The sequence below is a fragment of the Rhodobacter sp. SGA-6-6 genome (genome assembly GCF_011043545.1).
In the GTDB taxonomy this organism is placed as follows: Bacteria; Pseudomonadota; Alphaproteobacteria; order Rhodobacterales; family Rhodobacteraceae; genus Pseudogemmobacter.
Window position 1 is genome coordinate 1 of record NZ_JAAKGP010000020.1, and the last position, 24,509, is coordinate 24,509.

General features: G+C 62.5%; 26 protein-coding genes. 5 read left to right on the forward strand and 21 right to left on the reverse strand.

The features are described 5' to 3' along the window. Positions 1 to 332: 332 nt before the first annotated feature. From G5B31_RS19625 to G5B31_RS19680, 12 genes are all read right to left on the reverse strand, one after another. Positions 333 to 1,034: an RES family NAD+ phosphorylase gene (locus tag G5B31_RS19625; RefSeq protein WP_165019907.1), complete on the reverse strand. Its 702-nt coding sequence runs from the start codon at positions 1,032 to 1,034 to the stop codon at positions 333 to 335. Further along, on the reverse strand, positions 1,031 to 1,432 hold the full coding sequence (locus G5B31_RS19630; protein WP_035714338.1) for an MbcA/ParS/Xre antitoxin family protein: 402 nt from the start codon (positions 1,430 to 1,432) through the stop codon (positions 1,031 to 1,033). The genes G5B31_RS19625 and G5B31_RS19630 overlap by 4 nt, the downstream gene beginning before the upstream one ends. A gap of 58 nt (positions 1,433 to 1,490) precedes the next feature. After that, positions 1,491 to 2,135, reverse strand: a complete 645-nt coding sequence (locus tag G5B31_RS19635) for an antitoxin of toxin-antitoxin stability system (RefSeq protein WP_165019908.1) — start codon at positions 2,133 to 2,135, stop codon at positions 1,491 to 1,493. Next, complete coding sequence (locus G5B31_RS19640) at positions 2,128 to 2,547, reverse strand: hypothetical protein (RefSeq protein ID WP_165019909.1); 420 nt, start codon at positions 2,545 to 2,547, stop codon at positions 2,128 to 2,130. Before G5B31_RS19640 ends, G5B31_RS19635 begins: the two co-directional genes overlap by 8 nt. Before the next feature lie 75 nt (positions 2,548 to 2,622). Next, the gene (locus tag G5B31_RS19645; RefSeq protein ID WP_165019910.1) at positions 2,623 to 2,820 is read right to left on the reverse strand and encodes a hypothetical protein; all 198 of its coding nucleotides are present in this window, start codon (positions 2,818 to 2,820) and stop codon (positions 2,623 to 2,625) included. Position 2,821: 1 nt separating this feature from the next. Further along, positions 2,822 to 3,199: a DUF6915 family protein gene (locus G5B31_RS19650; protein ID WP_165019911.1), complete on the reverse strand. Its 378-nt coding sequence runs from the start codon at positions 3,197 to 3,199 to the stop codon at positions 2,822 to 2,824. 10 nt (positions 3,200 to 3,209) lie between these two features. Beyond that, the gene (locus G5B31_RS19655) at positions 3,210 to 3,701 is read right to left on the reverse strand and encodes a DUF6878 family protein (RefSeq protein ID WP_165019912.1); all 492 of its coding nucleotides are present in this window, start codon (positions 3,699 to 3,701) and stop codon (positions 3,210 to 3,212) included. 100 nt (positions 3,702 to 3,801) lie between these two features. After that, positions 3,802 to 4,320 carry a DNA repair protein RadC gene (locus G5B31_RS19660; RefSeq protein ID WP_165019913.1) on the reverse strand — a complete coding sequence of 173 codons (519 nt, stop codon included), beginning with the start codon at positions 4,318 to 4,320 and terminating at the stop codon, positions 3,802 to 3,804. 107 nt (positions 4,321 to 4,427) lie between these two features. Then, entirely contained in the window at positions 4,428 to 4,868 is a 441-nt protein-coding gene (locus G5B31_RS19665; RefSeq protein WP_165019914.1) for a RadC family protein, read from the reverse strand. Positions 4,869 to 4,994: 126 nt separating this feature from the next. Beyond that, positions 4,995 to 6,194 carry a DUF932 domain-containing protein gene (locus tag G5B31_RS19670; protein ID WP_165019915.1) on the reverse strand — a complete coding sequence of 400 codons (1,200 nt, stop codon included), beginning with the start codon at positions 6,192 to 6,194 and terminating at the stop codon, positions 4,995 to 4,997. 172 nt (positions 6,195 to 6,366) lie between these two features. Continuing rightward, positions 6,367 to 7,662, reverse strand: coding sequence for a reverse transcriptase domain-containing protein (locus G5B31_RS19675; protein ID WP_165019916.1), 1,296 nt, complete (start codon positions 7,660 to 7,662; stop codon positions 6,367 to 6,369). Positions 7,663 to 8,100: 438 nt separating this feature from the next. After that, positions 8,101 to 8,505 (reverse strand): single-stranded DNA-binding protein, encoded by a 405-nt coding sequence (locus G5B31_RS19680; protein WP_009820080.1) that lies wholly within the window; start codon positions 8,503 to 8,505, stop codon positions 8,101 to 8,103. A gap of 424 nt (positions 8,506 to 8,929) precedes the next feature. Between G5B31_RS19680 and G5B31_RS19685 the strand changes: the two genes are divergently transcribed. Then, positions 8,930 to 9,250 (forward strand): H-NS family nucleoid-associated regulatory protein, encoded by a 321-nt coding sequence (locus tag G5B31_RS19685; RefSeq protein WP_165019917.1) that lies wholly within the window; start codon positions 8,930 to 8,932, stop codon positions 9,248 to 9,250. A gap of 90 nt (positions 9,251 to 9,340) precedes the next feature. On the opposite strand, the gene G5B31_RS19690 is transcribed toward G5B31_RS19685, so the two are convergent. From G5B31_RS19690 to repA, 8 genes are all read right to left on the reverse strand, one after another. After that, complete coding sequence (locus tag G5B31_RS19690) at positions 9,341 to 10,897, reverse strand: hypothetical protein (RefSeq protein ID WP_165019918.1); 1,557 nt, start codon at positions 10,895 to 10,897, stop codon at positions 9,341 to 9,343. Next, positions 10,894 to 12,843: a TIR domain-containing protein gene (locus G5B31_RS19695; RefSeq protein WP_165019919.1), complete on the reverse strand. Its 1,950-nt coding sequence runs from the start codon at positions 12,841 to 12,843 to the stop codon at positions 10,894 to 10,896. Before G5B31_RS19695 ends, G5B31_RS19690 begins: the two co-directional genes overlap by 4 nt. Before the next feature lie 134 nt (positions 12,844 to 12,977). Then, complete coding sequence (locus tag G5B31_RS19700) at positions 12,978 to 13,142, reverse strand: hypothetical protein (protein WP_007803240.1); 165 nt, start codon at positions 13,140 to 13,142, stop codon at positions 12,978 to 12,980. 388 nt (positions 13,143 to 13,530) lie between these two features. After that, positions 13,531 to 14,004, reverse strand: a complete 474-nt coding sequence (locus G5B31_RS19705) for a hypothetical protein (protein WP_165019920.1) — start codon at positions 14,002 to 14,004, stop codon at positions 13,531 to 13,533. A 100-nt stretch (positions 14,005 to 14,104) separates the two neighbouring features. Next, complete coding sequence (locus G5B31_RS19710) at positions 14,105 to 16,276, reverse strand: ParB/RepB/Spo0J family partition protein (protein ID WP_165019921.1); 2,172 nt, start codon at positions 16,274 to 16,276, stop codon at positions 14,105 to 14,107. Between the two features lie 170 nt (positions 16,277 to 16,446). Continuing rightward, the gene (gene repC / locus G5B31_RS19715; RefSeq protein WP_165019927.1) at positions 16,447 to 17,658 is read right to left on the reverse strand and encodes a plasmid replication protein RepC; all 1,212 of its coding nucleotides are present in this window, start codon (positions 17,656 to 17,658) and stop codon (positions 16,447 to 16,449) included. A 212-nt stretch (positions 17,659 to 17,870) separates the two neighbouring features. Next, the gene (gene repB, locus G5B31_RS19720; protein WP_024845490.1) at positions 17,871 to 18,803 is read right to left on the reverse strand and encodes a plasmid partitioning protein RepB; all 933 of its coding nucleotides are present in this window, start codon (positions 18,801 to 18,803) and stop codon (positions 17,871 to 17,873) included. Continuing rightward, positions 18,787 to 19,980: a plasmid partitioning protein RepA gene (repA, locus tag G5B31_RS19725; protein WP_010400282.1), complete on the reverse strand. Its 1,194-nt coding sequence runs from the start codon at positions 19,978 to 19,980 to the stop codon at positions 18,787 to 18,789. The genes repB and repA overlap by 17 nt, the downstream gene beginning before the upstream one ends. A 209-nt stretch (positions 19,981 to 20,189) precedes the next feature. On the opposite strand from repA, the gene G5B31_RS19730 reads away from it, so the two are divergent. Together G5B31_RS19730 and G5B31_RS19735 are read left to right on the forward strand one after the other, a co-directional pair. Then, positions 20,190 to 20,417, forward strand: a complete 228-nt coding sequence (locus tag G5B31_RS19730; protein WP_018065893.1) for an AbrB/MazE/SpoVT family DNA-binding domain-containing protein — start codon at positions 20,190 to 20,192, stop codon at positions 20,415 to 20,417. Continuing rightward, positions 20,407 to 20,802 carry a PIN domain-containing protein gene (locus G5B31_RS19735; protein WP_165019922.1) on the forward strand — a complete coding sequence of 132 codons (396 nt, stop codon included), beginning with the start codon at positions 20,407 to 20,409 and terminating at the stop codon, positions 20,800 to 20,802. Before G5B31_RS19730 ends, G5B31_RS19735 begins: the two co-directional genes overlap by 11 nt. A 78-nt stretch (positions 20,803 to 20,880) precedes the next feature. Here G5B31_RS19735 and G5B31_RS19740 read toward each other — a convergent pair whose 3' ends face one another. Then, positions 20,881 to 21,765 (reverse strand): recombinase family protein, encoded by an 885-nt coding sequence (locus G5B31_RS19740; protein ID WP_018065891.1) that lies wholly within the window; start codon positions 21,763 to 21,765, stop codon positions 20,881 to 20,883. A gap of 226 nt (positions 21,766 to 21,991) precedes the next feature. Here G5B31_RS19740 and G5B31_RS19745 point away from each other — a divergent pair, with 226 nt between their 5' ends. Continuing rightward, the gene (locus G5B31_RS19745) at positions 21,992 to 23,140 is read left to right on the forward strand and encodes a hypothetical protein (RefSeq protein ID WP_165019923.1); all 1,149 of its coding nucleotides are present in this window, start codon (positions 21,992 to 21,994) and stop codon (positions 23,138 to 23,140) included. A gap of 138 nt (positions 23,141 to 23,278) precedes the next feature. Next, positions 23,279 to 24,508, forward strand: a complete 1,230-nt coding sequence (sbcD, locus tag G5B31_RS19750; RefSeq protein WP_165019924.1) for an exonuclease subunit SbcD — start codon at positions 23,279 to 23,281, stop codon at positions 24,506 to 24,508. Position 24,509: the final 1 nt, after the last annotated feature.

Here is a 24,509-nt window from a genome sequence, read left to right on the forward strand (position 1 = left end):
ATTGGAGCGTCCATAACGCTGGAACATCGCATTCATCAAAGCAATCTATAGAGGTCTCTTGGGGCAGAGATGTCGTCGTCTTCAGCGCGTCCATGGGAAGCCCATAAGACCGGCAGACTCAGTCCATCGTTGGAAGCCATGTGTTTCGCCGGAATGACCTCTCTTTCGTCCGGCGATGTGCTGCTTGTAGTGCGTCCGTAGGTGACGGCGGACAGTCCAAAGCCTCGAATAACGCCGGATGGTCACATGGCTGCAAGATCGTCACGTCAGCGCTGTTGCCATTTGCCGATTCCATTTCTTCGGCCCCTCCAAAACGCATGCGCCGATACTCGTCAGCCGACTGCCGTAATCGAGTAGTGCGGCGTCCCATCCCAAACAAGATCCCAGGATGCGCCCGGCCGGACGTTCTGGATCGCGTGAGGCTCGAAGCAGACGAGGCAATTCCCGCCAAGAGCAGGCGCCCGGACCGACGGGTAAATCAGGCCACGCGATCCACCCCGACGGAGATGCTGGGCCAGGCTTTGGCCCTCGGGATATCCGACAGCCGGATCGGGATGCAGAGCCGGATGGCCCAGCTCGTCGGTCATGTCGTCGAAGACGCCGATGAAATCCGCCAGCAATTCCACATAGCGAGCGCTGTCATGGAAGCTGCCGGTAAAGCCTAGTTCGCGCGTGCGGTGCCAGGCCACTTCGCTGACGGACACCATCACCTCCCATGCGCAATACCACGCGCCGCGCTCCTCTGTGTTGAAGCGATTTCCGCCGGCGCGGGTATAGGTGAAGGCGGCGTTGACATGACTGTCGCCATAAATACGCAGATCACGGCTGCGCCGCTGCCAGGCAAGCTCGCGCGGGTCCAGATGCGGATTGCGCCCACGTTCCGCCAAAAGACGGCCGCTGGTCAGACCCTCGATCTCTGCGAGGATCTCCATCTCGTCATCGGTATCGACGAGACCACGCAGGGATGGCGGCTTGTGGTAAGTGGCGGGCAGGAGACGAACGAGACCGCGATCGGAAATCTCGGTCTGCTTCATGCCCCACCACGCAACGCATCGAGATAGGTCCGAACCGCGAGAATTTGCGGCAAGCCCCCGTCGATGGCGGTGTCAACCGGACGGCTGCCCCCGAACAGCGGGCCGGTGTTCGGACGGGTGAACCAGCTTCGCGCGAGCGGCTCGGAGAAGTAGAGTTCGAGCGACTTGTAAATACCGATCACCGCACTGAGCCGCAGAAGCTGATCCTTGGTCAGTTCCCCCGCGAAATCCGGCTTCTTGGCGCGCTTCCAGGTGCTCTCTGACATATCCGCAAGGCCAGCCGCTTCCTTGAGGCTGAGACCCCAAGCATCGGCCACGCGCGCATAGGCCTTCAACGCGACGGCGTTGATCTGTGCGGGTTCCCGGATTTTCTCAGCAACGTACATGGCGTCCTCCATTGGCCTGAATATAGATCATATGACCTCTTTGTAAAGATCAAATGAACTGCCCGCGCTCTCACCCGAACCGCCGCCCGGCTTCGGTGAAGGTGTACTCGTTCACGATGATCCCCTCCTCGATGGCCTCGTCCGAGGTGAGGTGGTCGTATTCGGCTTCAAGCTGCCGGTAGAGCCAGCGGGCCAGATCGCGCAGCGCCTCGGTCACGATCTCCTCCGCATCGCCGGTCGGCGACTGCCAGGTCGGGCTGTCGCGGGTGACGTCCACGGACATGGTGTATTCGTGGTAGTAGCGGCCACGGTGGCTGGCCTCGGCGGCCAGCTGGTAAAAATTGCGCCGCTGGAGGGCCTGCAGCCGGTCGGCGATGCTGTGCAAGGTTGCGTCCTGTGGCGCGTAATCCCGGATGTGCGCGGCCGCGCCCTTGGCGTGGGACCAATAGCCCTCGAAGCAGGCTCCGTCGCCCTGGCTCCAGAAGCCGGAGAACCAGATGCTGGGCTTGGCCCGCGTCCCGCCGCCCATCAGGCGGACGGGGGTGGTCTTCAGCCGGATGCCGAGGATTTCGCAGACCCGCTCGAAATCCTCGTAGACCGCGTCCCACCAGTCATCGTGGGGTCCAAGCTCGCGATACCAGCTGCGGGCCTTTTCCTTTGCGGCCTCCGAGAGTTCGGGGAACTGGTAGACCGTGGTGCAGATGAGTTCAGGCATCGACGTCCTCCCCGTTCAGCGCGGCGGCCAGCCATTCCTGGCTGCTCCTCCAGCCAATGGAATTGCGGGCACCGAGATCGATGACATGCGCGCCACCGCCAAAGGCGTCGAGGCGCGGCCGGGAGCAGGTCAACGCATACTGGAAACCCCAAAGTCCGGTGAGGTCGAGCTCTTCTGCGAGGCGCAGGACGAAGCGGATGACGGCCTCGACATCTCCGTGCTCGTCATCATGGATCCAGAGGGTGCTGCCCTTGGGGCCATCTTGGCACACGAGGTCGAAGCCTGCGACCTCCGGGTCATCGGCGTCCTGATCCGCAGCGCGCAAGCACTGGAACAGGGCAAGCGCGCGGGTGGCCTTGTCGGGCGTGCCGACGTCGAGCAGGCACGAAAAATGGGTGAAGTAATCCGCCATGGGGACCTCCTGAACGGGGAAAACCCGGCCGAGAGGCCGGGCGTTCTGTTGGAAGAAAGGGGTGATTGGGGGCGATCAGCCGGTGGGACTGTCGCCCGCCAGCTGTCGCGCGGCATGCGCGCAGAGCATCTGCCGGTAGAAGCGCTTGCGCGCTGCCCGGAAGCCGCGAACCGCGCGCGTGTCGGGGTGAAGCGCCCGGACCGCCGCCCGCAGAACTGCATAGGGCGAAGCGGTCACGGGCAGGCCGAGGCGCTGATAGGCCGGATCGGTCATCTCAGGTGACCTCGACCACGGGAGACGCAAGATGCGGATCGACCAGCGCCTCGATCCCCGCGGTCCGGCCCATCCAGGGCTCGGGCCGGATGGCCTTCACCCAATCGGCAAAACTCGGGATGAAGCCGAGGTCTTCCTTCACATGCTGCTCGCCGACCCATCGGGTCGGAATGATGCGCCCGGTCGAGAGGGTGAGGGTCGGGCCGAAGATCGTCTCGGCCATGAAGATGCCCTCGGCATGGTGGCGTAGCGCCCGGTGGCGGAAGTCCGCTGTGATCTCCTTGCTCTGGTCGAACCAGGTATGCACGGCCATGTAGCAGTCGACCGTGCCGCCCCATTTCTTCACCGAGGAGAGGGCGTGGTGATAGGGATGTGCCATCGCCGCCCCCTCAGAAATCGTGGGTGAAAAGTTCGGACGAGGTGAAGCGCTCGTTGAACTCAAGGTGGATGCAGCGGGCCGCGGCGTCGAAACAGAACTGGCCCCAAGCGCCGTCGTTGTTTTCCCAACCGCCATGGGTGTCGGAGAGGAAGTCGTAGGTGAGTTGCTCTACGACATCCTCCAGCGAGAGCCGCCGCATCTCGATCTCGGGGTCGTCCCAGGTGAGCGCGGCGTACTCGATTTCAGTGGCGGGGAAATCGACGGCGGTTTCACCGGACCATGCACCGATGCTTTCGATCTGGCCGCTGTCCCCGGCGCCGTCGAAGGTCACGGTGACATGGGTTATGCCGGCGGCCATGAGGCCGTCGAAGAGGCGATCCTTGTTACAGGGGCGCAGCGCGTCGATTCGGGCCGCGCGTTCGGCATGCGCCGCGAAGATCTGCGCCATATCGACGGTCGAGGGTGCCATCGGCGGCGCGAGGGTGGGTTCAGTCAGGGTCATCGGGTGTCTCCGGTAAGGGGAAGAGATCGGAGCCGGGCCGGGCGATCTCTCTCCCCCGGACAAGCTCCAAATTCCCCTGCCCTCCTCTGTCTCTCGGGCCTCACGCCGCGACCTGCAGCGCCCGGGCGGCAAAGGCGCGCCAGAGCGGGTCGACGAGACGCGCATCGAGAAGATCGGCGCGGTGGCGCAGCCGAACCGCCAGATCGGGCTCACCCCAGGCAGCCGCGCGGCCCGCCTGCGCGCGCAGCTGGCTTGCCTCGGTCACGACGCTCCTTGCCTCGGCCGCGCTCGTCACCGGGTGGCACCATGCGACAGCGTGGTCGCTGGCGGCCCCGGCCAGCACAAGGCGCTCGTCGCGGTCGAGGATCGCCAGAAGCTCGGGCGCGGTATCCGGAGCCATCCCCTCGGCATGGTCGATCGCGCCCTGCATGGCCTCGGCCAGCGTCGCGAAACGGGAGAGTACGAGCGGGGCGGCGCAGCCCGACATGAGATCTGCCGGTGCGCGGCGCGACAGGGTCAGGGCGAAGGGGTGACTGGGGTCAGCCTCGCCCGAGGGAAAATGCGGCGGGACGCCCCGCGCGTAAGCGGTCGGGTGGATGGGCAATGGCAGGTCGAACATGGGAAAATCTCCAACGGCGCGGGAAGCCTCTCTCCCCGCTTAACCGTCAAAGACCAAACCGCCGCCCTCTTCCTCGAAGGGGCGGCGGCGATGGGTCCGACGGGCCCTCAGAGCTTGCCCAAAGCTCGCAGGCTCAGCTCCGTCCCGGCGCCGACGATGATGTGGTCGTGCAGCGTCAGCCCGAGGTACTTGCAGCCCTTCTGGATTTCCTTGGTCATGCTGAGATCGGCCTCCGACGGCGTCGGATCGCCCGAGGGGTGGTTGTGGATCAGGATCAAGGCGCTGGCGTTCAGCATCAGCGCCCGCTTGATCACCTCGCGCGGATAGACCGGGACATGGTCGACCGTGCCGGTCGAGAGAAGCTCATCGGAGATGATGCGGTTCTTGCGGTCGAGATAGAGGACATGGAAGCGCTCGATGGGTCCTCTGACAGTCAGCGCGCAGTAGTCCATCAGCGCCTGCCAGCTGCCGATGACCGGGTTCTGGCTGAGGTAACGGCCGAGGATGTCGCGGGCATCGAGGATGACGGTTTCTTCCTGGGGGGTCATGAAGGTTCTCGCTGAATTGCGCAGGCCGAAGCCCCCCGCCCTCTCGGGGCGGGGCCAGTGGCGTGCATGTGGAAGGAGAAAGCGCGACCGCCGCGCGCGAGGGCGGTCGCGTTGTCGGGCCCGGCGTCAGCCGACCCGGTCGAGAAGCTTCTTGGCGCGCCCTTCCATGTCGAGGCGGGCATCCTGCTGGGTCTTGTCGCGCGCAAGCCGCGTGATGCCCTGCACGAAGTCGAAGACACTCTCGGGCGGGCGGCCCTCTTCCATCAGCACCTTCTCGATGATCTTGCCGGATTCGCCCTTCGAGAAGCCGCGCTTCCTGAGGAAGTCGTTCCGGTCTTCATCCGTGCGTGCCACGATTTGCTGCCGCGCCGCCTTGATGCCATTCACGAAGCCCTGCGGCGAGGAATTGGCGAACCGCGTCAGCGCGGGCGCGGCCTCATGCGCGAAGCGCGAGGCCGCGTATTTCGAGTGGCGGATGGTAATCTCCTGGAAATCCTCGACGCCCCAGAGGTTGCGGTTCTGGCAAACGGCGCGCAGGTAGAAGCTCGCCATGCCAAGGGTCTTCGCGCCCACTTCAGAGTTCCAGCAGTAGAAGCCCCGGAAGTAGAGGTCGGGGGAGCCGTCCGGCAGGCGGCCCGCCTCGATCGGGTTGTGATCGTCGACCAGGAACAGGAAGACATCGCGGTCCGAGGCATAAAGCGTGGTCGTGTCGCGGCTGATCTCGACATCGGGGTTGTACACCCCGGTCGACCAGTCGAGCACGCCCGGCACCTTCCAGCGCGTATCGCCCGTGCCATTGCCCGCGATGCGCTGCACAGCTTCGACCAGTTCATGGTCATGGATGCGGCCATAGTCGGGGCCGGTCACGGCACGCAGTTCGGTGCGACCGCCTTCGGTCTCGAAGGTCTTCACCTGCTCGGCGCGGTGGTTGGTCAGGCCGTACTGCAGGTTGATGCCCGCCAGCGGCGCAGGCAACTGCCGCAGGTAGGACGCCGGTGCGCCGACAATGCTGGCAAGCTGGCCAAAGGCCCAATGCGTGGGCGCGACAGGTTCATGCGCTTTCGGCAGCATCAGGTGCAACCGTTCGGGGTTGTCGCGCGCCGCCTCGACGCGGATGTCAGCGGTCTGCACCACCCGGCTCCGGCTGCGCTCGGAGCGGCCTTTCACACTGGCCCAGAGATCGTCGAGCGACAGATACCGCTCGTCATCGGGCCGGTTGAACCATTCGGACGACACGCGCCCATTCCGCTCACCCCGGCTCACATCCACTTTCCAGCCACCCGCCCGCGCCGGTGCGACTGGATCCAGAACTTCTACAACGCCCATCGGCTATCTCCCGCGACGGGCGCCGGGAGCCACTCTCCCAGCCCTCAACCCGTCGCCGGAAAACCGGCACTCCTCTCACTCTCAAAGCCCTGCGCCGACGAGTTAACTTCCGCGACGATGTGAATGCATGATCAGTAAAACGCAATCTGGTCCAATAAGAGGAAGAGCAAGTCTACTTGATCTTCTTAAGTTCCTGAATCTCACGGAGCGCGGCGCGTTCAAACCGCTTGATCTGCTGAGTGATCTTTTCGTCACCACCGAATGCGGAGGCGCTGCGCCGTCCATAGGAAGAAAAATTTCGCACGATCCGAACACCTTCGTCGTCACGCACCTTCAGGTGAGCGAACCGGCGATACAGGCGCTTGGTGTGTGCCTTAGTCGACGTTCCAGATGCAATATTTCGCTCGGCGATCTTGCGGGTCCGACGCATAGCTCTTTTCATCTTGCGCCACTGGCGAGCGAGGGAGCTTTCGCGAATTGCAGGCCCCGCCTCGTGGAGCGCGAAGCCAAGGTACTGTGCCGCTTTCCCCGCCACGGCGCCCGTGCCCGTAAACTCGGTCCTTTCGGTCTTGTGCGGAGAGATATCCAGCTTCTCTGCCTTGATGAGATCCATGATCTCTGCTTCGGCTGCTGCGGCGTGAGCAGGGTCGCAGATCACCAAGATGTCGTCCGAATAGCGGCGATACAGCGCACCGATGCTGTCGCAGAAAGCGCGTGCAGCCTTGTCGAAGTCAATCATGTATAGGTTCGACGCTGCTGCGCTGATGGGGGTGCCCTGAGGGATGCCTCGCCGATGCCCCTTTGCCAGTTCGGGGTTCGGGTGGAACTTGATGCCATTTGCCTTGAGTTCTTCGACGCTGGCGATCCGGTCCCGGCCATTCCCCTTGAGCCGGGAGGAGAACGTGGCGTTCGCCTTGAGTTCTTCCATATCGACGTAGTGGAAGGCGGTGATCGCCCGAAATACGCGCATCCAGTGTTCGGGCAGTGACGTTACGCCCAGCACTGCCTTCACGCGGCGCTTCAGGAGCGTGTGGTCAAGATTGTCGAAGAAGCTGCTGACGTCGAACGCCAAGATTGTGACGGGAGCATGGGTCTTGGCAAACGCAAGCACTTCCGCCGAGAAATCGTAGTTGCCGCGACCGAGGGCACGATAGGCCAGAACGCTATCGGACAGACCTGCGGCGTTATAATGGGCATCCAGCAATTTGTTTATTTCGCTGGCGTAGAACGAAAGTATGCAGGCGTCCCGGTGCGACGCATACTTGATCGGGCGGTCCTTCGAGGTGATCGTCCGTTTCCCGGTCATCGGGCATTTCTTGTAGCGTTTCTCTGACTTCGTGTAGTGAAGCAGCGGGACAAACGAGTGCTCAATCACGAAGTTCGGGTCCATTACCTTCCTAGCGAACTTCTCGCCAACGGGCAGATCGAAATGGCGGTAGCCTCTGGACTTAAACCAATCGAGCCGCATTCAGCCTCCTTATCGCAGAGTTCGGAGGACTGGCCCTGACCCTGGGCTCCGGTTTTTAGGCCGGGCGTCCCCCGAACGCACGCCACCTTCTGTCAGCGCATACGTTCAGCGTCTCACTTCCGAACGCCTCGCAGACACGGGTCTCAAAACGCGAGGTGGTATAATGTAACCGTGGAGGTCCGAGCTATGCTCAGTGTCTCATTCCGTCTGGCTCTGGTCGCAGAGATGCTGTTCGGCATCGTGCTGCCAGGTCACCATAAAGAGGTTGACAAGTTCAACGGCCAAACCCGTGAGCCATTTCTCGCGGGCAGTCACTATTTGGTGAGCAAGTTTCGGCAATTCAAGGTTGCCAAAAGACAATTTAGCCAACCCCGTTGATGCCGAGGGTACGAGAACCCGGCGGGTTCCCCGCCGGGCCCGAGGGGGAGACCCCGTTCCTCAGAACGGGATCTCGTCGTCGCGGTCGACCAGCTCGGGGTTTTCGGTCTCGGCCGACTTCGGGCGGCTCAGGAAGTCGACCTTCTCGGCGATGATCTCGCAGCCGTAGCGGTCGTTCCCCATGCTGTCGATCCACTTGGTGTAGTGGATGCGGCCGTGGACGAGGACCTTCATGCCCTTCTCGCAATGCTCCGCGACCGTCTTGCCGAGACCGTTGAAACAGGTGATGCGGTGCCATTCGGTGTCCATGACCCGGTAGCCGTTCTCGTCGCGCAGGACGCGACCTTCCGAGAGGCGGGGGCGGGAGGTGGCCAGGCTGAAGTTGGTGATCTTGGTGCCGCCTTGGGTAGTGCGGACTTCGGGGGTCTGACCGATGTTGCCGGCGAGGATGACGATGTTCTGCATGGTAAGCTCCTGTGTTTCCTGTCTTCGGGACCGTCCCTTCGACAAGACCCGGAAAAAGCCCGTCGGGTGACGCGTGCACGGTGGACGGAACGGCCACCGGAGACCCCCAGAGGACCGGGGTGGAGCGGGCAGCCCCAAAGGGGCAACACGGCCCGGACTGACGCGGGGTTGCGCGCAGGCAAGCGAACGGGATTAGGGGATTGTCAGTCGAAGGGATGGCCCGGGAGACAGAGATGCGCGGGGAGCCCATGCTAGAACCCGTCACCCTGCCAATCGAGACTGCCTGACCCCCAGTTCAGCACCTGCCTAGCGGCGAAACGACGATCACCAGCCTTTGCCACCCCTACCCTTGCCTTCCGGGAGTTGCGGCACCCTACCGCGACGGGCTATCGATACCGGAACATTCAGGACACGGACCGCACCAATGGCTGATTACGATCTCGAGGCACTGTCGCTCAGCGAGCTGAAGAAATTGCAGAAGGACGTCGCCAGGGCGATCTCCACTTATCAAGATCGGCAGAAGGCAGAGGCCCGCGCCAAGGTGGAATCTCTCGCCCGGGATCTGGGCTACTCCCTGGCCGAACTCGTCGGCACCGAGACGAAATCCTCGCGCGCGCCTGCCGCGCCGAAATACCGGCACCCTGAGAACCCGGCACTCACCTGGTCCGGTCGCGGGCGCAAACCGCAGTGGTTTGTGGAAGCGTTGGAGGCGGGGAAAACTGCAAGCGACCTGGCCATAAACTGATGCTGCTCTTCCTCCAATGCTTTGTGTTCAGCATTAGGGGAAGAGCAGCTGCCATTACAAAGCTCTGCCAAGCATCCGAATACAGCCTTGCTAGATATAGAATTTGAATGGCTGCGGTCCGCCCTCCCGCGCCGAACCCATCACAAGGATGTCGCCGACCATCTTCGCGAAGCGAACCGTTACCGGTAGCCCGTCGTTGAAGTTACACGAGTTGTAGTTAATCTTTGTCAGTCCCATGATGTCAGCAAGAACCGTCCGCATCTCTGGTTGACGATGCTTTGAGCGCAAGATCGTCACCATAAGCGGGTTGGGTGTTTCAGGCCCGATATACGTATCCAGCTGTGGGACGTAGCCGCTCGTCCAAAGGTAGGCGTTCTTCTCGTCTAAGTTTAGGGCCGTTCCCCTGATCACAGGGTAGTCGCCAGCACGGAAGAGCTTTGCGTCACCACCCGTTGGCTTGATCCGAACGCCGACGACATTCGTCCCCTTCGGCGCCGTGCGACAGAAGGCATTCCACTCCTCGTCGTTGAATGACGCCTGCCCATGGATGAAGAGCTCCTTGGGCGGTTCGGAATGCAGCTCCCGATACGCTTCGATCACAGTCCCTAGAAGCTCTTCCGCGGCGTGAGCGTTTAGATGGTACTCGTACTCGCCTGTCTTCCAAGGGCCATTCGCGCCGCGGAACACCACACCATCGCCCTCACTCAGGAACATCTGCGCCGCGCAGCAGACGTGGTTGTCGCGGTTGTTCGGGAGGTTTTTGTAGACCATCCCGATGTAGCATACCCCTTCGCGCACGTTCGACAGCCTCCAGGGCGGCCGGTCCTGAGTCTTGTAGTAAAGCCCCGTCGCGATGTTCCACGCCACCGTCGCCGGGTCTTGGGTGGTTCGCTTGGGATAGCCCGCACTGTTGGTGAACGCTGTCGGCTCGAGGGTCGACTCGCGCAGGATCTGAGATGGCGCGATCGAGAGCAAGGTCGCCTTAATGTGCCTACGGAAGTCGGGTATGTCGTCAAACACGTCCTCGATGCTCGGATCAAACCGTTCGTCCATGAAAAGGAACGACTGGGCTGACCTTGCGCGCTGCTTCTTGGGCGTTTTCCCGGCGACGAGGGTCAAACCGGTCCGCCTCGATTCCGGACGGCATCGCTCGTACACTATCTCGGGCACGACGAATATCCATACGTCGATCGATCCCTCTTCGTTGCGCCTGAATTTGTGGACGCGCTCAGTGTAGATACGGGCGACCGCATCGACGGCCTCGTGCATGTTCTGCACTCTCGTCGCGCGCTCGATGGCGTCGAACTCGACCGTCAGGGCCCTGAGCCGATCTGGATCGAACGTAACGCCGAATGTCTCTTCGAGCCCGGCGAAGTCCGCGAGATGAAGACGGTCCTTCTTCTCCGTCGGCCCGGGAGGCGGCACCTGTATCCCCGAAAGCAGCCGTCGGCTCCAAGAGCGGAAGTGGCCGATCCCTTCCGCCGTCCCGACAACCCCAATTCGAACCTCTATAGGCTTCCGTGGGCCGTCATGAGGTCCAAAGAGAAACAGGCCATCCTTTGGGTGGTGGCTCCTCTGGTCATGGCGGAAGTCGAGTTCTGGCTCATCCAAGTGATCTACGATCAAGCTTGCCTCGGGAAACCTCATGTAACGTCTCCTTCGGGCACAGCATCTTCGTCGTCAGCCCCTGGCCGACCGAGCGTGCTTTCGTCCTGCTCTTCGGCATCAGGGTCGCCCACGTCTGGAAGTGCGGTGCTGACCGGTGAGGTGAAGAGAACTGGCTCAGATGAAAGAAGCATTGCCTGGCCTGGAGCCAGCGAAACCCGAATGTAGGCTGAGTCGCCCGACATGACCTGAAGAAATGCCAGAAGCCGCCCATGCCATTGCTTGTTGCGCCAACCCTTGCAGACCGATCTGCGAAGGCGGTGCATCTTCTTCGGGTCATCTATGCGTTCGCCCTGCTCTGTATCGTTGTCCTCCGCGAAAAGGACGCGCGCCTTCAGGCGGAAGTGCCAGAAAGGCCAGTTCCGAGGAATCGCTGTTACACCATACGACCAGACATGCTTTCGGGCGATGTTGCGCAGCATCGACGACCTGCGCTCGCCTTGCCGCCCCCAAGGTACCCGTTCACCAATCCCAACCTGAGTTGGGGACACATGGAAACCATCGCCGTTGGAATACGCGTAGGCGACCATTCCGATCTTCCTGCAGTGCCGTTCCCATCCATCGCGCAGCAGGCCCGTGAGCATGTTCGACAAATCACGCCCCGCGACACCGATCTCGGGCATTCCTTTATCCACCGCATCCACAACCGGCACAGATGTCCGCAGGCGCAACTTTGCCACTCCTCCGAAGCTTTCCTCAACATCAGGCGGCGTTGCGAAAGTAATCACGCCTCGCTCATACGCGACGGCGGGAAACGACAGCCCTTGCACCCGTCTCTTGAGGACGCCGGTTTGGACCGCTCCCGTCGCCTCGTAAAAGTGGAGTTCATCGGGCATTTCCAATATCTGAATCCAATTCGAGACCAAGGACTCTGGCTCGCGCACCAGCGGAACAGCACCACGCTTTCGGAAGCTGTCCCATTGGGTTGCGACCGTGATGTTCTCACGACGGCACGTCACGTGTTGGCGGCGCAGCGTCTCGAGAAGCTTCGAGAGCCCTTCCGCCCAGCCGCTCGTGAAATCGGCAGGCGTCGCATCGCGGAGACCATCAATCTTGGCCCCCTCCTCGATCCGTAGCGGGATTATCAAGCGAGCGTCACCAAGACTTGCGGCAAGCGTCTTCGCCCTGTCTATCAGATCCATAGCGTCTTCGTTGGCGCGAGTGGCCGCGCCCGCTACCGCCAGCACCTTCGCAGCGCGGTGCTCCAGCGCCACTCCAATCTCCTTGTGCCATCTGTCTCCAGGCTCGAGGGTAAGGATCTCGGAAAAGACGCGATACCCATGCGCTTCGAGCTTTGGACCAAGCCATAGAATGAACTGGTCGTGGTCGGGGCGTGCTCCGACGAGGAACAGAGTATCCCTCTCCGCTTCCGCTTCAGCCTCCACCTTGCTGCCTGTACCTGGCTTCGGAAGCAGCGCTTGAAGGATCGAGGGAGGCTTCACGCGGCCTTCGCGCTCATCCAACGTCTCATTAAGCATCCGCTTTAGGGTACGCCCGCTCGCGGGGGTCCATAGCCTGGGATGAGCCTCTTCGATGTCAGGATGAGCGCGCAGCAGCGCCTCGAGATCTTCGCGCCCAAAGATGTTTCCTGGAGAGCGGATCGCGGGGCCACATATCTCCATGAGGTCCTGCTTCCGTTGTGGGGTCATCGCTACAGACGTTGCCAAGATGTAGCGATCTGGCGCCAATTTATCGATCTTCGCTCGCTCCTTCGACATCTCACTCTTCAAAGCAGCGATCGCAGACCTTTCGTATCTCTTGGCTTGCAGGATAGTCAGGCTTTCTGCCTGCGGCGCGTGTCGCCCATCTATTCCACCATCGGCTCCTTCGCCGAATTGCTCAAAGCGAATACCTAGAGCACGACCGATAAGATCGGCTGAAAGCGCCTCGAACTCAGAGGGCGATAAGGCAGAGAAATCGACAGGCATAGGTACAACATATCGTCATTGAGTCCAGTTTACACCCAATATTCTCCTCAAAGACATGCCGATCACTAGGGCGGTTGACGGCCAGCTGGCGCATCTATCCTGCGCCTCACCCCTCGGGAAGTGAGGCCGAAGCCTCACCCGAAGGGATCGTATTCCGAAACGATCACGACCTCGTCGCCGTCGATTTCATCGGCGGGGACAGCGCCGAAGGTTCCATCTCCTGCCTGGAAGACGACGATCGAGACCATGAGCGTGGCGGCGAGGGAGGCTGCGAAGGCGTGAGCATCTTTGCGGGACATCTGTTTGGCTCCTGTCTTGGAGGCGGGGGACCATCCCCCGCGCGACAGGACCCCGCAGGCCCGAAGGCTGGCTGACATCACCGGGTGCGTTCGGCTCGCCCGAATCCACCCGGCGGCACGGGCGTGCCCGTAGTCCGACCCCTCGCGGGTTGATCTCGAAGACGGGATTCGGGGCAAGGAAGGGAATGGCGAGCGGGGGATGGTGCCCCAACGTCAGGAGCCGATTGTTCCGTTGATGCGTGGAACGCCGCCGGCCTCCCGGCCAGGCTCTTCGTTGAAGACCTCCTTCTTGGGAGATGGATCCTTTGGCGCCCCGCGGCATCGCGGGACGAAGGTGCGATCGGTGAGAGGCCCGCCCTTCGGCAGGCCCCTCACACAATCTCAGGGCTCAGGCGGCCAGGTCCGCGCCCCCTGCCCCTTCGCCGTCGTCGGCACCGACGATCTCGAGTCGCGCGTTGCGATAGCCTTCGCGTGCGCTCCAAAGCTCGGCCGCAGTGACAGACTCCGCCAGATGCAGAAGCTCGGTGTTACCACCGAAATCCAGCAGCACGCGGACCTGCCCGGGCTTCGGTTCCTCGGCCACCTGGAAGATCAGTCGACTGTCAGCCGAATGACTGCGCATGATCGTGACGAGGATCACCCCGTCCGAGGAGAAGTTGCCCTCATGCAGCGTGAAGGAGGCCGGTGCCGTCCATGTCGGATAGACCTTGGGCGGTTCCTTCTTCACAAGGCGGCCAACGCCGTTCGAGCGCTCCCAGGCTGCGAGCTTCTTGGTGAAACGTGCCGGCGGCTTGGGACTGCCGTCGGTGTAACGGATCAGCGCCCCCAAAGGGGCTGTGTCGATGATGTTTGTTGCAGACATGATTCCTCATCCCGAATGCGAGTATCCGCATTCATCATATTGATATTGCTGTGTTTTGTGAGAGAAGGGGGCGGGTTTCCCCGCCCCCGGATGGCTCAGATCATTCCGCGGCCATCATCGCCGCGGCGCTGTCCGGCAAATCGACCATCAGGAAGGCCGGGAGATCGACATCCTCAGGCTCGCCCGCGTCCTCCCCCTGCCTTTCTCCGACCGCCTCGCCGTCGAGCGCCACGACATCAGTCCGGCGCAGGACCTCGGGCAACCAGCCGCTTCCCTTGAGGAGCCGCTCGGCTTCTGTGGCCATCTCACCCTTCTTCAGGTGATCGAGAAGCTGTGCGGTCCCCTCCCCTTTCGCCTCGCGAACAGCCTCGAGGATCCGGGCCTTGGGCACCCGGTTAAGGTAGCCATCCACCGTCGGCTCCCAACCTGCCTCGACCATGTCGAGATCGACGGCACGCGCCACCAGATCGGCATGGGCCATGCGGCGGGTCAGACCGCTGGCGGAGATGCCCGCACCGTAGGGGTTCACCTTCTCATGGAGCGCGTTGATCCCAAAGCTGAGGCAATGCGCCAGGAGCGCCAAACGGCTGCTCTGGTCGAGCAGGGTCAGATAGTCCCAGAGCGCGGCATCGTCGCCGAGGGGCAGATCGGCCTCCCAAGCGGCGTGACGCTCATCGACGAGCTTCGCCACGACGCTGTCTTTCAGATCGGGTGCCTGCGCCGACATATAGACGTGGCGCACCGAGGCTTCGAGGCAGCTGCCCGAGGCAGAGGAGGTGCGGAAGGTATCTGTCACCAGCTTCAGAAGCAGGAGCGTCAGCGCCACGTCCGGCGACCGCCCGATGGCCTCGCGCAGCGCCAGGGTCCGGTGGGCCGTCAGTTCCATGACCAGCCGCTCAGGCAGCGGCTTCAGCGCGCTGTCGTCCTCATCCTCGGTCGGATCGGCGCCGATCGGCTGACCACCCGAAGTGATGACGGTGCCCCCGGCGGAGGTCGCCGACGGTTTCCAACTGGAAACACCGACATCACCCCCCTGCCCCATCGCATCCACGCCATCACCGTCTAGGACCGCGGTCTCCTCGCGCGGCTCATCCTCGGGCCGGACATAGCCACGGTAGACCGCAAGGCTGCCACCTCGATCCAGCGTGACGAAGACGCCAGCGTGCCCGACCTCGGCCGGGTCGTAGATCAGCGGCCGCTGCTCCAGCGATTCCATCGCCATCTCGAGCTGCCCGAGCAGGGCATCGATCTCCTCGGGGTATTCGTCCTGGCCGGAGTATTCCTCTTCCAGCACACGATACTCGGCGAGGAGCGAAGCGTGGGCCGCGCTTTCCTCGTCGGTCATCGGGGCGGGATCACCGGCCAGACGTCGCAGACCGTGGCTGTAGCCGTAGGGCAGGTCGGTCGCCACCTCGATCCACTTCCAGCCCTCAGAGGCCAGAGCCTCGGCTTCCGCCTGAAGCTTCTCGGCCACCAGCCGGTCCAGAAGGGCAGGGTCCTCGAGCCAACCGCCGTCATCGCCTTGGAAGAGATCGCGCAGCACAGCGCCTCCCGCCGCCTCATAGGCATCGACACCGACGAAAACCGCGCGACGATCAGACGCCCGGACCGAGGTCTCGGTCAGCATGCGCCGGATGGCATAGGGCTCTTTGTTCCAGGAGTTCTTCACCGCATCCCAGACCTGCACCTGACGCGCGTGGTCCGGGCTCACCGTGAAGGCCATCAGCTGTTCCAGCGTCATCCCATCCTCGGCATAGACCTCGAGCAGGGCAGGGGCGACGGAGGCGAGTTTTAGGCGCTGCTTGACGATCTGCGGCATGACGAAGAAGGCTGCCGCGATCGCTTCCTCGCCCTGACCCTTCTCGCGCAGGGCCTGAAAGGCTCGGAACTGGTCCAGCGGGTGCAGAGCCACGCGCTGCATGTTCTCTGCGAGCGAGTCGTCCTCGGCGAGGATCTCCGACGCAGCATCCCGCACGATGCAGGGGACCGGCGCGGTCTTCGCCAGCCGCTTTTGCTTCACCAAGAGCGACAGCGCCTGGAAGCGACGACCACCGGCCGGGATCTCGAACATGCCGGTCTCGACCCCATCGGCATCGAGCATGGGCCGGACGTTCAAGCCCTGCAGCAGTCCGCGGCGTGCGATGTCCTCGGCCAGTTCCTCGACCGAGACGCCAGCCTTGATGCGCCGCACGTTGGACTGGCTCAGCACGAGCTTGTCGAAGGGGATGTCCCGTGAGGGGGACAGGGTGACTTTCTGAGCTGCTTTCGCCATCAGATCTTCTCCTCGACGGGCGCCGGAAGCCACTCTCCCGATCTCACTTCCCGTCACCCCTCAACCCCCCCAACCTTTCCCTCTCTTCTGCTACCGACGCATCGCCGCGTGACTTAACAGCTGTAAAGTCGCGCCGAACTTGATGATCGCTCCAAGAGACTTAACAGCTGTTATGCAGCATTTCGCCGGGACATCAGCGCCATGACCATCGGCCCAGAGGAGAACTCGCCCGCCGCTGCCTTGGATGTCAGCGCACGGAGGTAGCCACCGGGCGACCGGATGTCCGCAAAGCGTTCCAGCATAGCGACGACAACGATCGATGCCTGCTCGGGGCCCATGAACCGTTGCGCTTCTTCCCAAGCGGAAGCACTGATCCCCATGGCGGGCCGTACATGGCAAGCCGCGTCGAAAAGCTGATGCCAATGGCGGATGTCGCCTTGGTAAAAGGTTTTGAGCGACGGGCAGCCAGCGATCACCAGATGGAGCGGGATCTTTGGCACGCGTCTTGTGTCCGCTTCTTCCACGTCAGCACCAGGTGCATCCGTTTCAACATCTGGCGCGTCGGCCTCCGCCCCGCCTTTTTCCAAGGCAGGTTCAAGATCTATAGATTCTTTATTTGAATTATGATGGTGGCGCTCAGTCTTGGCACCATTGGTGTTCATTTCTTCTGTTTCAGGGCCATCAATGACGTTGCGTGCGCGATCGAGAAGGGCTTCAAGGTCGGTCCGATATGCGGAGAGCTCCTCAAGCGTGAGCTTGCGGCGCAGGGCGCGCGCTGTGAGGACAGCCTTGTCGCGAAACTGATCCCAGAGGCCGAGGCCTGGCTGGACCTCTTCTCCGAACTCCGCCAGGGCAGCAAGATCGCGCCGCATCAGGCTCACGACCTCCCGCAGTCTCCGGACACGGTCCTCGGCCTCACGCACAGCCTCTGCGGCCCGTGCCACCTCTTCGGACCGGCAGTAGAATGGCGAGAGATCGAAGCCGAAAGCCACGCGCTCTTCGCCATGCTTGCGGACATACCTCTTCCCGTTGGGGCTATCGCGGCGCATGAGCAAGCCAGCGTCCACCAGGCGGGCAATGTGCCTGCGCATGGTGGAGCAGGGCATGCCATTCAGCCGCTCGCAGATCGCCTTGTTGGACGGGAAGACGACCATTTCAGCGTTCCCGCCAAGCGCATCGTCCGGGAAGAAGCTGAGAAGACCCTGCATGACCGTCAAATCACGTTCTGTGACCCCAAAGACCGCTTGCGCTTTGGACAGTTCGCGCAGGAGTTCCCACTTGTTGATGAGCTTACCCGGAACAGATACCTCAGGCCGCTCGACCACGCGCAGATGGGCGTGCGAGATCGGCCGCATAAACGGCGAAATCGGTGTGTACTCCATGATGTCATTCACGAAGGCAAAATTTCCCTGGCCCGCGAATCGCTTTGCGCTTGCGGGAAAGGGGCCAGATCGCTACATTCAGAGGTGCGAAAACTGAGTTTTGTAGCGGGCTGGTCCCGTGCGAAACCTAAGAAAGGTCTCGTGAAGCTTGCTTCTCGGGGCCTTTTTCTTTTCTGCCTGTCTCGTGCCTCCTTTTTGGTTGTTGCTCTTCCTCAGTCTTCCTTGCGCTTCCAGCGCTCGTGAAGCTCGGCGATCAGCTGCGGGGCCTTGCCCTCAAGCCAGCTGACAAAATCTCTGTCCTCGGCCTTCAGCTCGAGCTTGAACTGTCGGCCGCGGCGCCCTGTCGCGATGGTTGCAGCCCCGACACCCGGAATGGCCACACTAGGTGCCCCTCGGGGGCTTGATGGGCGGGTCGGCCGCTCTGCCTGCACCACTGCGGCGAGGACGGCCAGGAACGCGGCGTCCGACTTTTCGTCAGGTCCACCGGAGTGAGAGGACCTGGTCTCTGCCGCTACTGCAGCGAGGTTCTCGCGGTCCACAGATGCATCGCCCAGTGACTTCTTGAGTTCCTCCCAACGAGGCCGGCCGATACCTGGCGCAGCACCTATCGCTAGGACGAGGCTCTCGCCAACCGCGCGGACGACGCTTAACAGCTGCGACACACCAGCTTCGGTAAGACCTAGAACCTCTGCCACGCCCTTGTTGGTGCGTTCCGCCTCTCCCAGGTGATCGCCATTGAGCAAGGCTGCCGCCACCAAGGCACGTTCGATGAAGCTCAGATCGCGGCGTTCTTGGTTCTCGAGCAGCTGATCCCGAAGCGCCTGATCCCCGTCCATTTCGGTGACGATCGCACGGACCTTGATCCCGAGATCCCGGCAGGCTTCAAGCCGACGCCGCCCGTAGATCAGGCTGTAGCGATCCCCTTCGAGAGGTCGCACGAGGATCGGCACCCGTTGGCCACTTCTGGAGATCGATGCCTTTAGCCCCGCAATCTCGATTTGAAGACGGTCATCCAGCCTGCCCACGGTCTCGACATGGTCAGGCTCGATCTCGAACACGCCGCCCCGCAGCCTGCGCCCCTCAAGAGCGTCGGGGGCATTGCGCAAGGTCTGCAAGGGCAGTCCCAGTTTAGGCTTTCTTGCCATTGCGTCCCCACGTGCTTTGGATGATCGCAGCGATCTCGTCGTTGACGGCATTCATGGACTCGATGGCGCGGTCGAAGGTCTGGCGCGTGAAGTCCTTCTTGTCCGCCTCATACAAGGTCTGCTTGGTCAGCCCTGCATCCGATATCGCCGTCGACTCGACCATGTGGTTGGTCAGCACCGAACGCCCGAAGAGCCCGCGGATGAAGGCGATCACCTCGGTTTGCGGGGCGTCGCCCACCTTGTAGCGGGTCGGCAGGAACCGGAGCCAATCGAACCGCAGGTTGGCGCCTGCATCGCGGATCACGCCCAGCAGGTCGGCCGTCATCCGCAGGAACTGAGACATGGACATGAGGTCAAGCATCTGCGGGTGGACCGTCACCAGGACGCCCGAGGACGCGGAAAGGGCAGACATGGTCAGGAAGCCCAGTTGCGGAGGGCAGTCGATCACGACGACATCGTAGTCACTTTCGACGCTGTCGAGGGCGTCTCGGACTCTCGCGAAGAAAGCGCGGGCGCCGCCACGCTGGATCGCGGCCGGGGTCTCGTGCTCGAACTCCATGAGCTCGAGATTGCCCGGAATGAGATCCAGGCCACGGATGTAGGTCTTCCTGATGACCTCGGAAACCGGAACAGGGTCGTCATACCGGACTGCGTCGTACAGCGTCCCGCCTTCCATGAGGTCCAGTTCAGGCTGGATCCCATGCAAGGCGGACAACGACGCCTGCGGATCCAGATCAATGGCCAGCACACGATAACCCTTGAACGCGAGTCTCTGCGCAAGGTGCGCTGATGTGGTGGTCTTGCCGCTTCCACCCTTGAAATTCACAACGGAAATGACTTGCAGCTCGTCGCCCTTACGACGGCCCGGCACGTACGTTCCCGGCTTCTTGGCGTTGGCCTCAAGGCTTTGTCTGATCTCCCAGACATCGTCGAGAGTGTAGCGGCGATGGCTACCGGCCGTCGTCTCAACGTCGGTGATCTTGCCTTCCCGATGAAGTTTGCGAAGGTAGGTATGATCGACACCGAGCAACTCGGCCGCCTCACCGCTCGTCAAACTGCGCATCACCTTCTTCGCATCGGGTGGAAAGTGCGCTGCACGTTGTGCATGCAGGTTCGAAGCCAAGAGTTCGGCGTAGTGACCAATGGCGACGTCCAGGTCTTTGTCTATCTCGGTCATGCCCCGCTCGATCCGTGGGCGCGATTTTTATGTGACCGCGCGTTATTTTTCGAGACTATTGCCTGACCGATCAGATTCGCGCAAGCACTTTCTAAATCTGGTGTCAGCCACTGCGTGACGCACAAGAGTAGCCCAAGCTCGCGGACAGGCTTGCCCATTTAGCTAGTGTGATATACATTACTGATCGTATATCCACGCAGGAGGCCAAAATGCAGGTCGCGAAATGGGGCAACTCGCTTGCCGTCCGCCTGCCCGCCGAGCTTGTTCGGGAGCTTGGCCTCAAGGAAGGCGATCAGATCGACCTGGTCAAGGACGACGGCCAGGTCAGAGTCCGTCGTCTGGCGCGCGCGGATGAGGTGCTGACGGGTCTGCGCCGGTTCCGGGGCAAGCTGCCCGCTGCAGAGCGCCTGAGCCGCGATGACGCGCATGAGCGCTGAGTTCGCGGATACGAATGTCGTTCTTTACCTGCTCGACGACGGCCCGAAGGCCGATCGCGCCGAGGTCATCCTGGGGCAGGGGCCCCGGATCAGCGTTCAAGTCCTGAACGAGACGCTGGTCAACTGTCGCCGCAAGGCTGGCATGAGTTGGGAGGAAGCAGGGGCGTTTCTCGAGGGCGTGCGCGCCTTGTGTCCCGTCGAAGACCTGACCCTTCAGACCCATGACGTCGGCCGCGCCTTGGCGGAACGCTACAGCTTCTCGATCTACGACGCGATGATCGTGGCCAGCGCTTTGGTTGCAGGCTGCACCACGCTGTGGAGCGAGGACATGCAAGATGGCTTGCTGGTGGAAGGCCAACTTCGCATCATCAACCCCTTTGCGTGAGCAGAGAGTTTCTGAGCATGGCGCTGGCCAAAGCCTTGTAATCCTTCCATGTCGTGGAGAATTTGCAAGGCATCTCGACTAAGCAAGCAGCCCCAGCCTCTCAGCCCTCTCCAGCAGCATCTTCACCGAGGAGGGTTGCCAGCTTGTCCGCCCGCGGGGCGTACGCTCGCGCATCGCTTCGAGTCGAGTGCAGATCGCCTGAAGTGTGATGTCGGGGTCCGCGCCCTTGATGGCGGCGACGATGGCGGGCAGGCGGTCGTCGGTTTCGCGGCGGCCGGCGCGGTCCAGTACCGTGGGCGGTAGGAAGCCGTCCCGCACATAGGCGTTGACTGCGCGCAAAAGGCGGCTTTGCGTCCATTGGCGCTCACGGGGCAGGGGGCCGTTGACGATGCGCAGCACGTCTTCCCAGGCCATGTCGGGCCGCAAGCGTCGTACATGGGGCACCCAGTCCTGCGCCGTCTCGTTCAGACGTTCCATGTAGCCGTCCTGCCGCGCCAGCCGGACCTTGCGCAGCGCCGCCGGATCCCGGGCGCGCAGGCCCGGGTTACCGCCGACCCTGCCTTTGGTCCGTGCGCTGGCCAGTCCGGCCTTGGTGCGTTCGCGGATCAGGGCGCGCTCGAACTCAGCGGCGGCGCCCAGGACCTGGAGAGTGAATTTGCCCTGCGGGGAGGATGTGTCGATCGGGTCCATTAGCGAGCGGAAGAAGGCGCCCTTGGCTTCCAGCCGCTCGATCACCTCCAGCAGATGCGAGAGGGATCGCGCGAGACGGTCGATCCGCACGACGACCAGCGTGTCGCCCTTGCCGATGCGTTCCAACACCCGCGCAAGCACCGGTCGCGCACGATTGCCGCCCGAGGCCTGCTCCTCGTGGATCTCGACGCAGCCCGCGGATTTCAGGGCCTGCGACTGGGGCAGGGGGGTCTGATCCTCGGTCGAGACGCGCGCGTAGCCGATCAGGGGCATAAAATCAGGCCATTTGCAGTTTCATATACCAGCAATAAACGACCGTTTTTAAACGGAAGCAAGGGCGCTCTCTAAGACCTAGGTCAGCGAAATGCCCTTGGTTTCCTCAGGCTGTGCGCGATCAGACAGATCTCGCAGGCAGTCGCGCTCGCGTGCTCTATAAGAAGTGCAGAGGTACCCCGAGAAAATCCTTGGGTAAAATGCAAAACGCGCGTATTTTGCACATATGAAGCCTCAAGCATCTGCTCCACTTGATAGTTTTGACGACCATCTGATCGGGGTGGAAGAGGCCGAAGAGAGATCGGAAGACGATCTGTGGTTCCTGCCCGGTCCGACCGAAGACGAGCCCGACGATCTGCCGCCCGGCCCCAGAGCCGAACCCCGCGAGACTGGGATCGTTGACGACTGGCGCAAAGCCGAGGCGGACAATGCCGCGCGGCTCGCCCGTGTCGCAGGTCGGCTCGGTGGGCTGGACGAGCGGTTGCGGAGGGGGCCTGAGGGCTGGCGTCACAGGCTCGCCCTGATCGAAGCGGCCGACCTAAGCTGGTTCGCAGGCGACCGTATCGGGCCGGATCGACTGGCTCTCTGGATCGCCCTGCGCCTGTCTGGAGTTCAAGACGACACTGCCGCCCTGGCACGGGTCGGATGGACGGTCCGGCGACTGACAGGAGGGCGAGGGCCGGAGGTGGACCTGGCCGCGTTCTTGGATCGCCGTGACCCCGCGAACTTGGCAGATGAGGCGGAGCCATTCGCGGATCGCGCGGGCGGTTGGCTGGACCTGATGGCGCAAGCTGCCGATCTGCACCCGATCAGCCGTGCCTGCATGGGCTTTCACATTTGGAGCTTGGCGGGTCTCGGGCAGCACGGGGACCGTATGGAGGCGGCAGTCACGGCTGCCCGGATCGCAGCCAGTGAGGGCAGAGGGGCAGTCTTCGCGCCACTGGCCATGGGCGGGGCAGGGGGCCTTCGTGCTTCAGGCCGACCCGCCGACCGTTTGATGCGCTGGCTCGACGGGATGGAAACGGCTTGCCTGAGCGCGATCCGGCACCTCGACGACGTTGAGGTATGGGCTGCGCGGGCGGAGGCAGAGATGACCTCACTCTCGGGGAGAACGCCCCAAGCCTTGCGCGCGGTACTTGCTGAATGGCCACTTGTCTCTGCCCCGATGGCCGAGACAATGACCGGCGCCAGTCGCGCCGCCGTTCAGCGTAACCTCGCTTGGATGGAGGCGCGGCACCTCATCCGCGAAGTGACCGGGCAGGGTCGATACCGGATGTGGCGTATCGTTGAAGCGCGCGAAATCGAAAGTCGGTCAATCTCGAACAGGTCAAGGAAAGTTTCGCCGAATAGCTCTTTCGAGAAGAAGGCCGGATAAAAATGCGCAGTCGTATTGAGGCTTGCTCGCGGCTTCCAACAGATAGATCGTGTCAAGAGATGGCCAAAGAGCGCCTTACTCTTGTGATTTCTTGCGACGCAGGCTGCGTCGATCAATGCCTTTGGTTTTGAGGATTTGATGCGCGCACTGCACACCGCCGACTGGCATATTGGGCAAACTCTGAACGGCTGGTCCCGTGAGCGCGAGCACGAAGTGTTCTTCGCGCGGCTCGCCGACGTCCTGGACGAGGAGGACATCGATCTCCTCCTCGTCGCCGGTGACATATTTGACAACAGCAACCCATCAGGCGAGAGCCAGCGACTCCTCTATCGGTCCCTCGCAGAGTTCAAGCGTCGGCGCCCAGAACTCGTCACCGTGATCACGGGCGGCAACCATGATCCCGCCCTGCGTCTAGAAGCACCCGCCGATCTGTTTGAGAGCCTTGATATCCACGCGATCGGGACCGTGCGCCGACAAGCTGGCGTTCTGGATGCACGAGAGCATCTCATCGCCATCCCAGGTCCAAACGGCGATCCCGCTCTTTACGTTCTGGCGATCCCTTTCCTCCGTGCGGCCGACCTCACGGGCGTTACCTTTTCAGACACAGAGACCGGGCTCAGCATTGAGGCCGCAGCACGGTCCTTCCATGCCGAAATCGTTGCAGCCGTCGAGCAGATCGTGGATGATCTGCCCCTTATCGCCACTGGGCACCTCCACTGCACGGGTGGCATTGAGAGTGAAGGCGCCGAGCGCCGGATTCTGATCGGCGGCTCGCACGCGGTACCGCCGGACATCTTTCCTCCTCGCCTTGACTATGTTGCCCTCGGCCATCTCCACGGGCCACAGAGCCTCGACGGCGGCCGCGTCCGATATTCCGGAAGTTGCTTTCCGCTCTCGGCTTCCGAAATCCGTTACAGTCACGGCGTCACGATCCTTGAGATCGATGGACGCAGTATCACGACACGCCATCGCGATATCCCCTGGCCGGCTCCGGTCCTCCGATTGCCCAAGTCAGGGACGATGAACCTCGACGACTTGGAAGCCGCGCTTCTGGAAGTCGTCGCTGTCCCAGACATGGGACTGCGACCCCTCGTCTATGTCGAACTTGCGGCCGGGCCCGACGCGCCTGCCGTGATCATAGGCAAAGCCGAAGCGCTGTTGCGCGCGCTGCCCGTCCGTCCAGCCGGCATTCGAATCCATCGTGCCGTGGATGCGGATCCAGAGAGTGCCGCCTCGGCAGCCCCAGTGATCTCCCTCAAGGACACGCAACCCGAGGACCTCTTCGTGCAAGCGTTCAGCCGCAGGCACGGCATAGCTCCTGACGATCGCCACCTTGCGGGGTTCCGCGACATTCTGGGGAGCCTGTGAG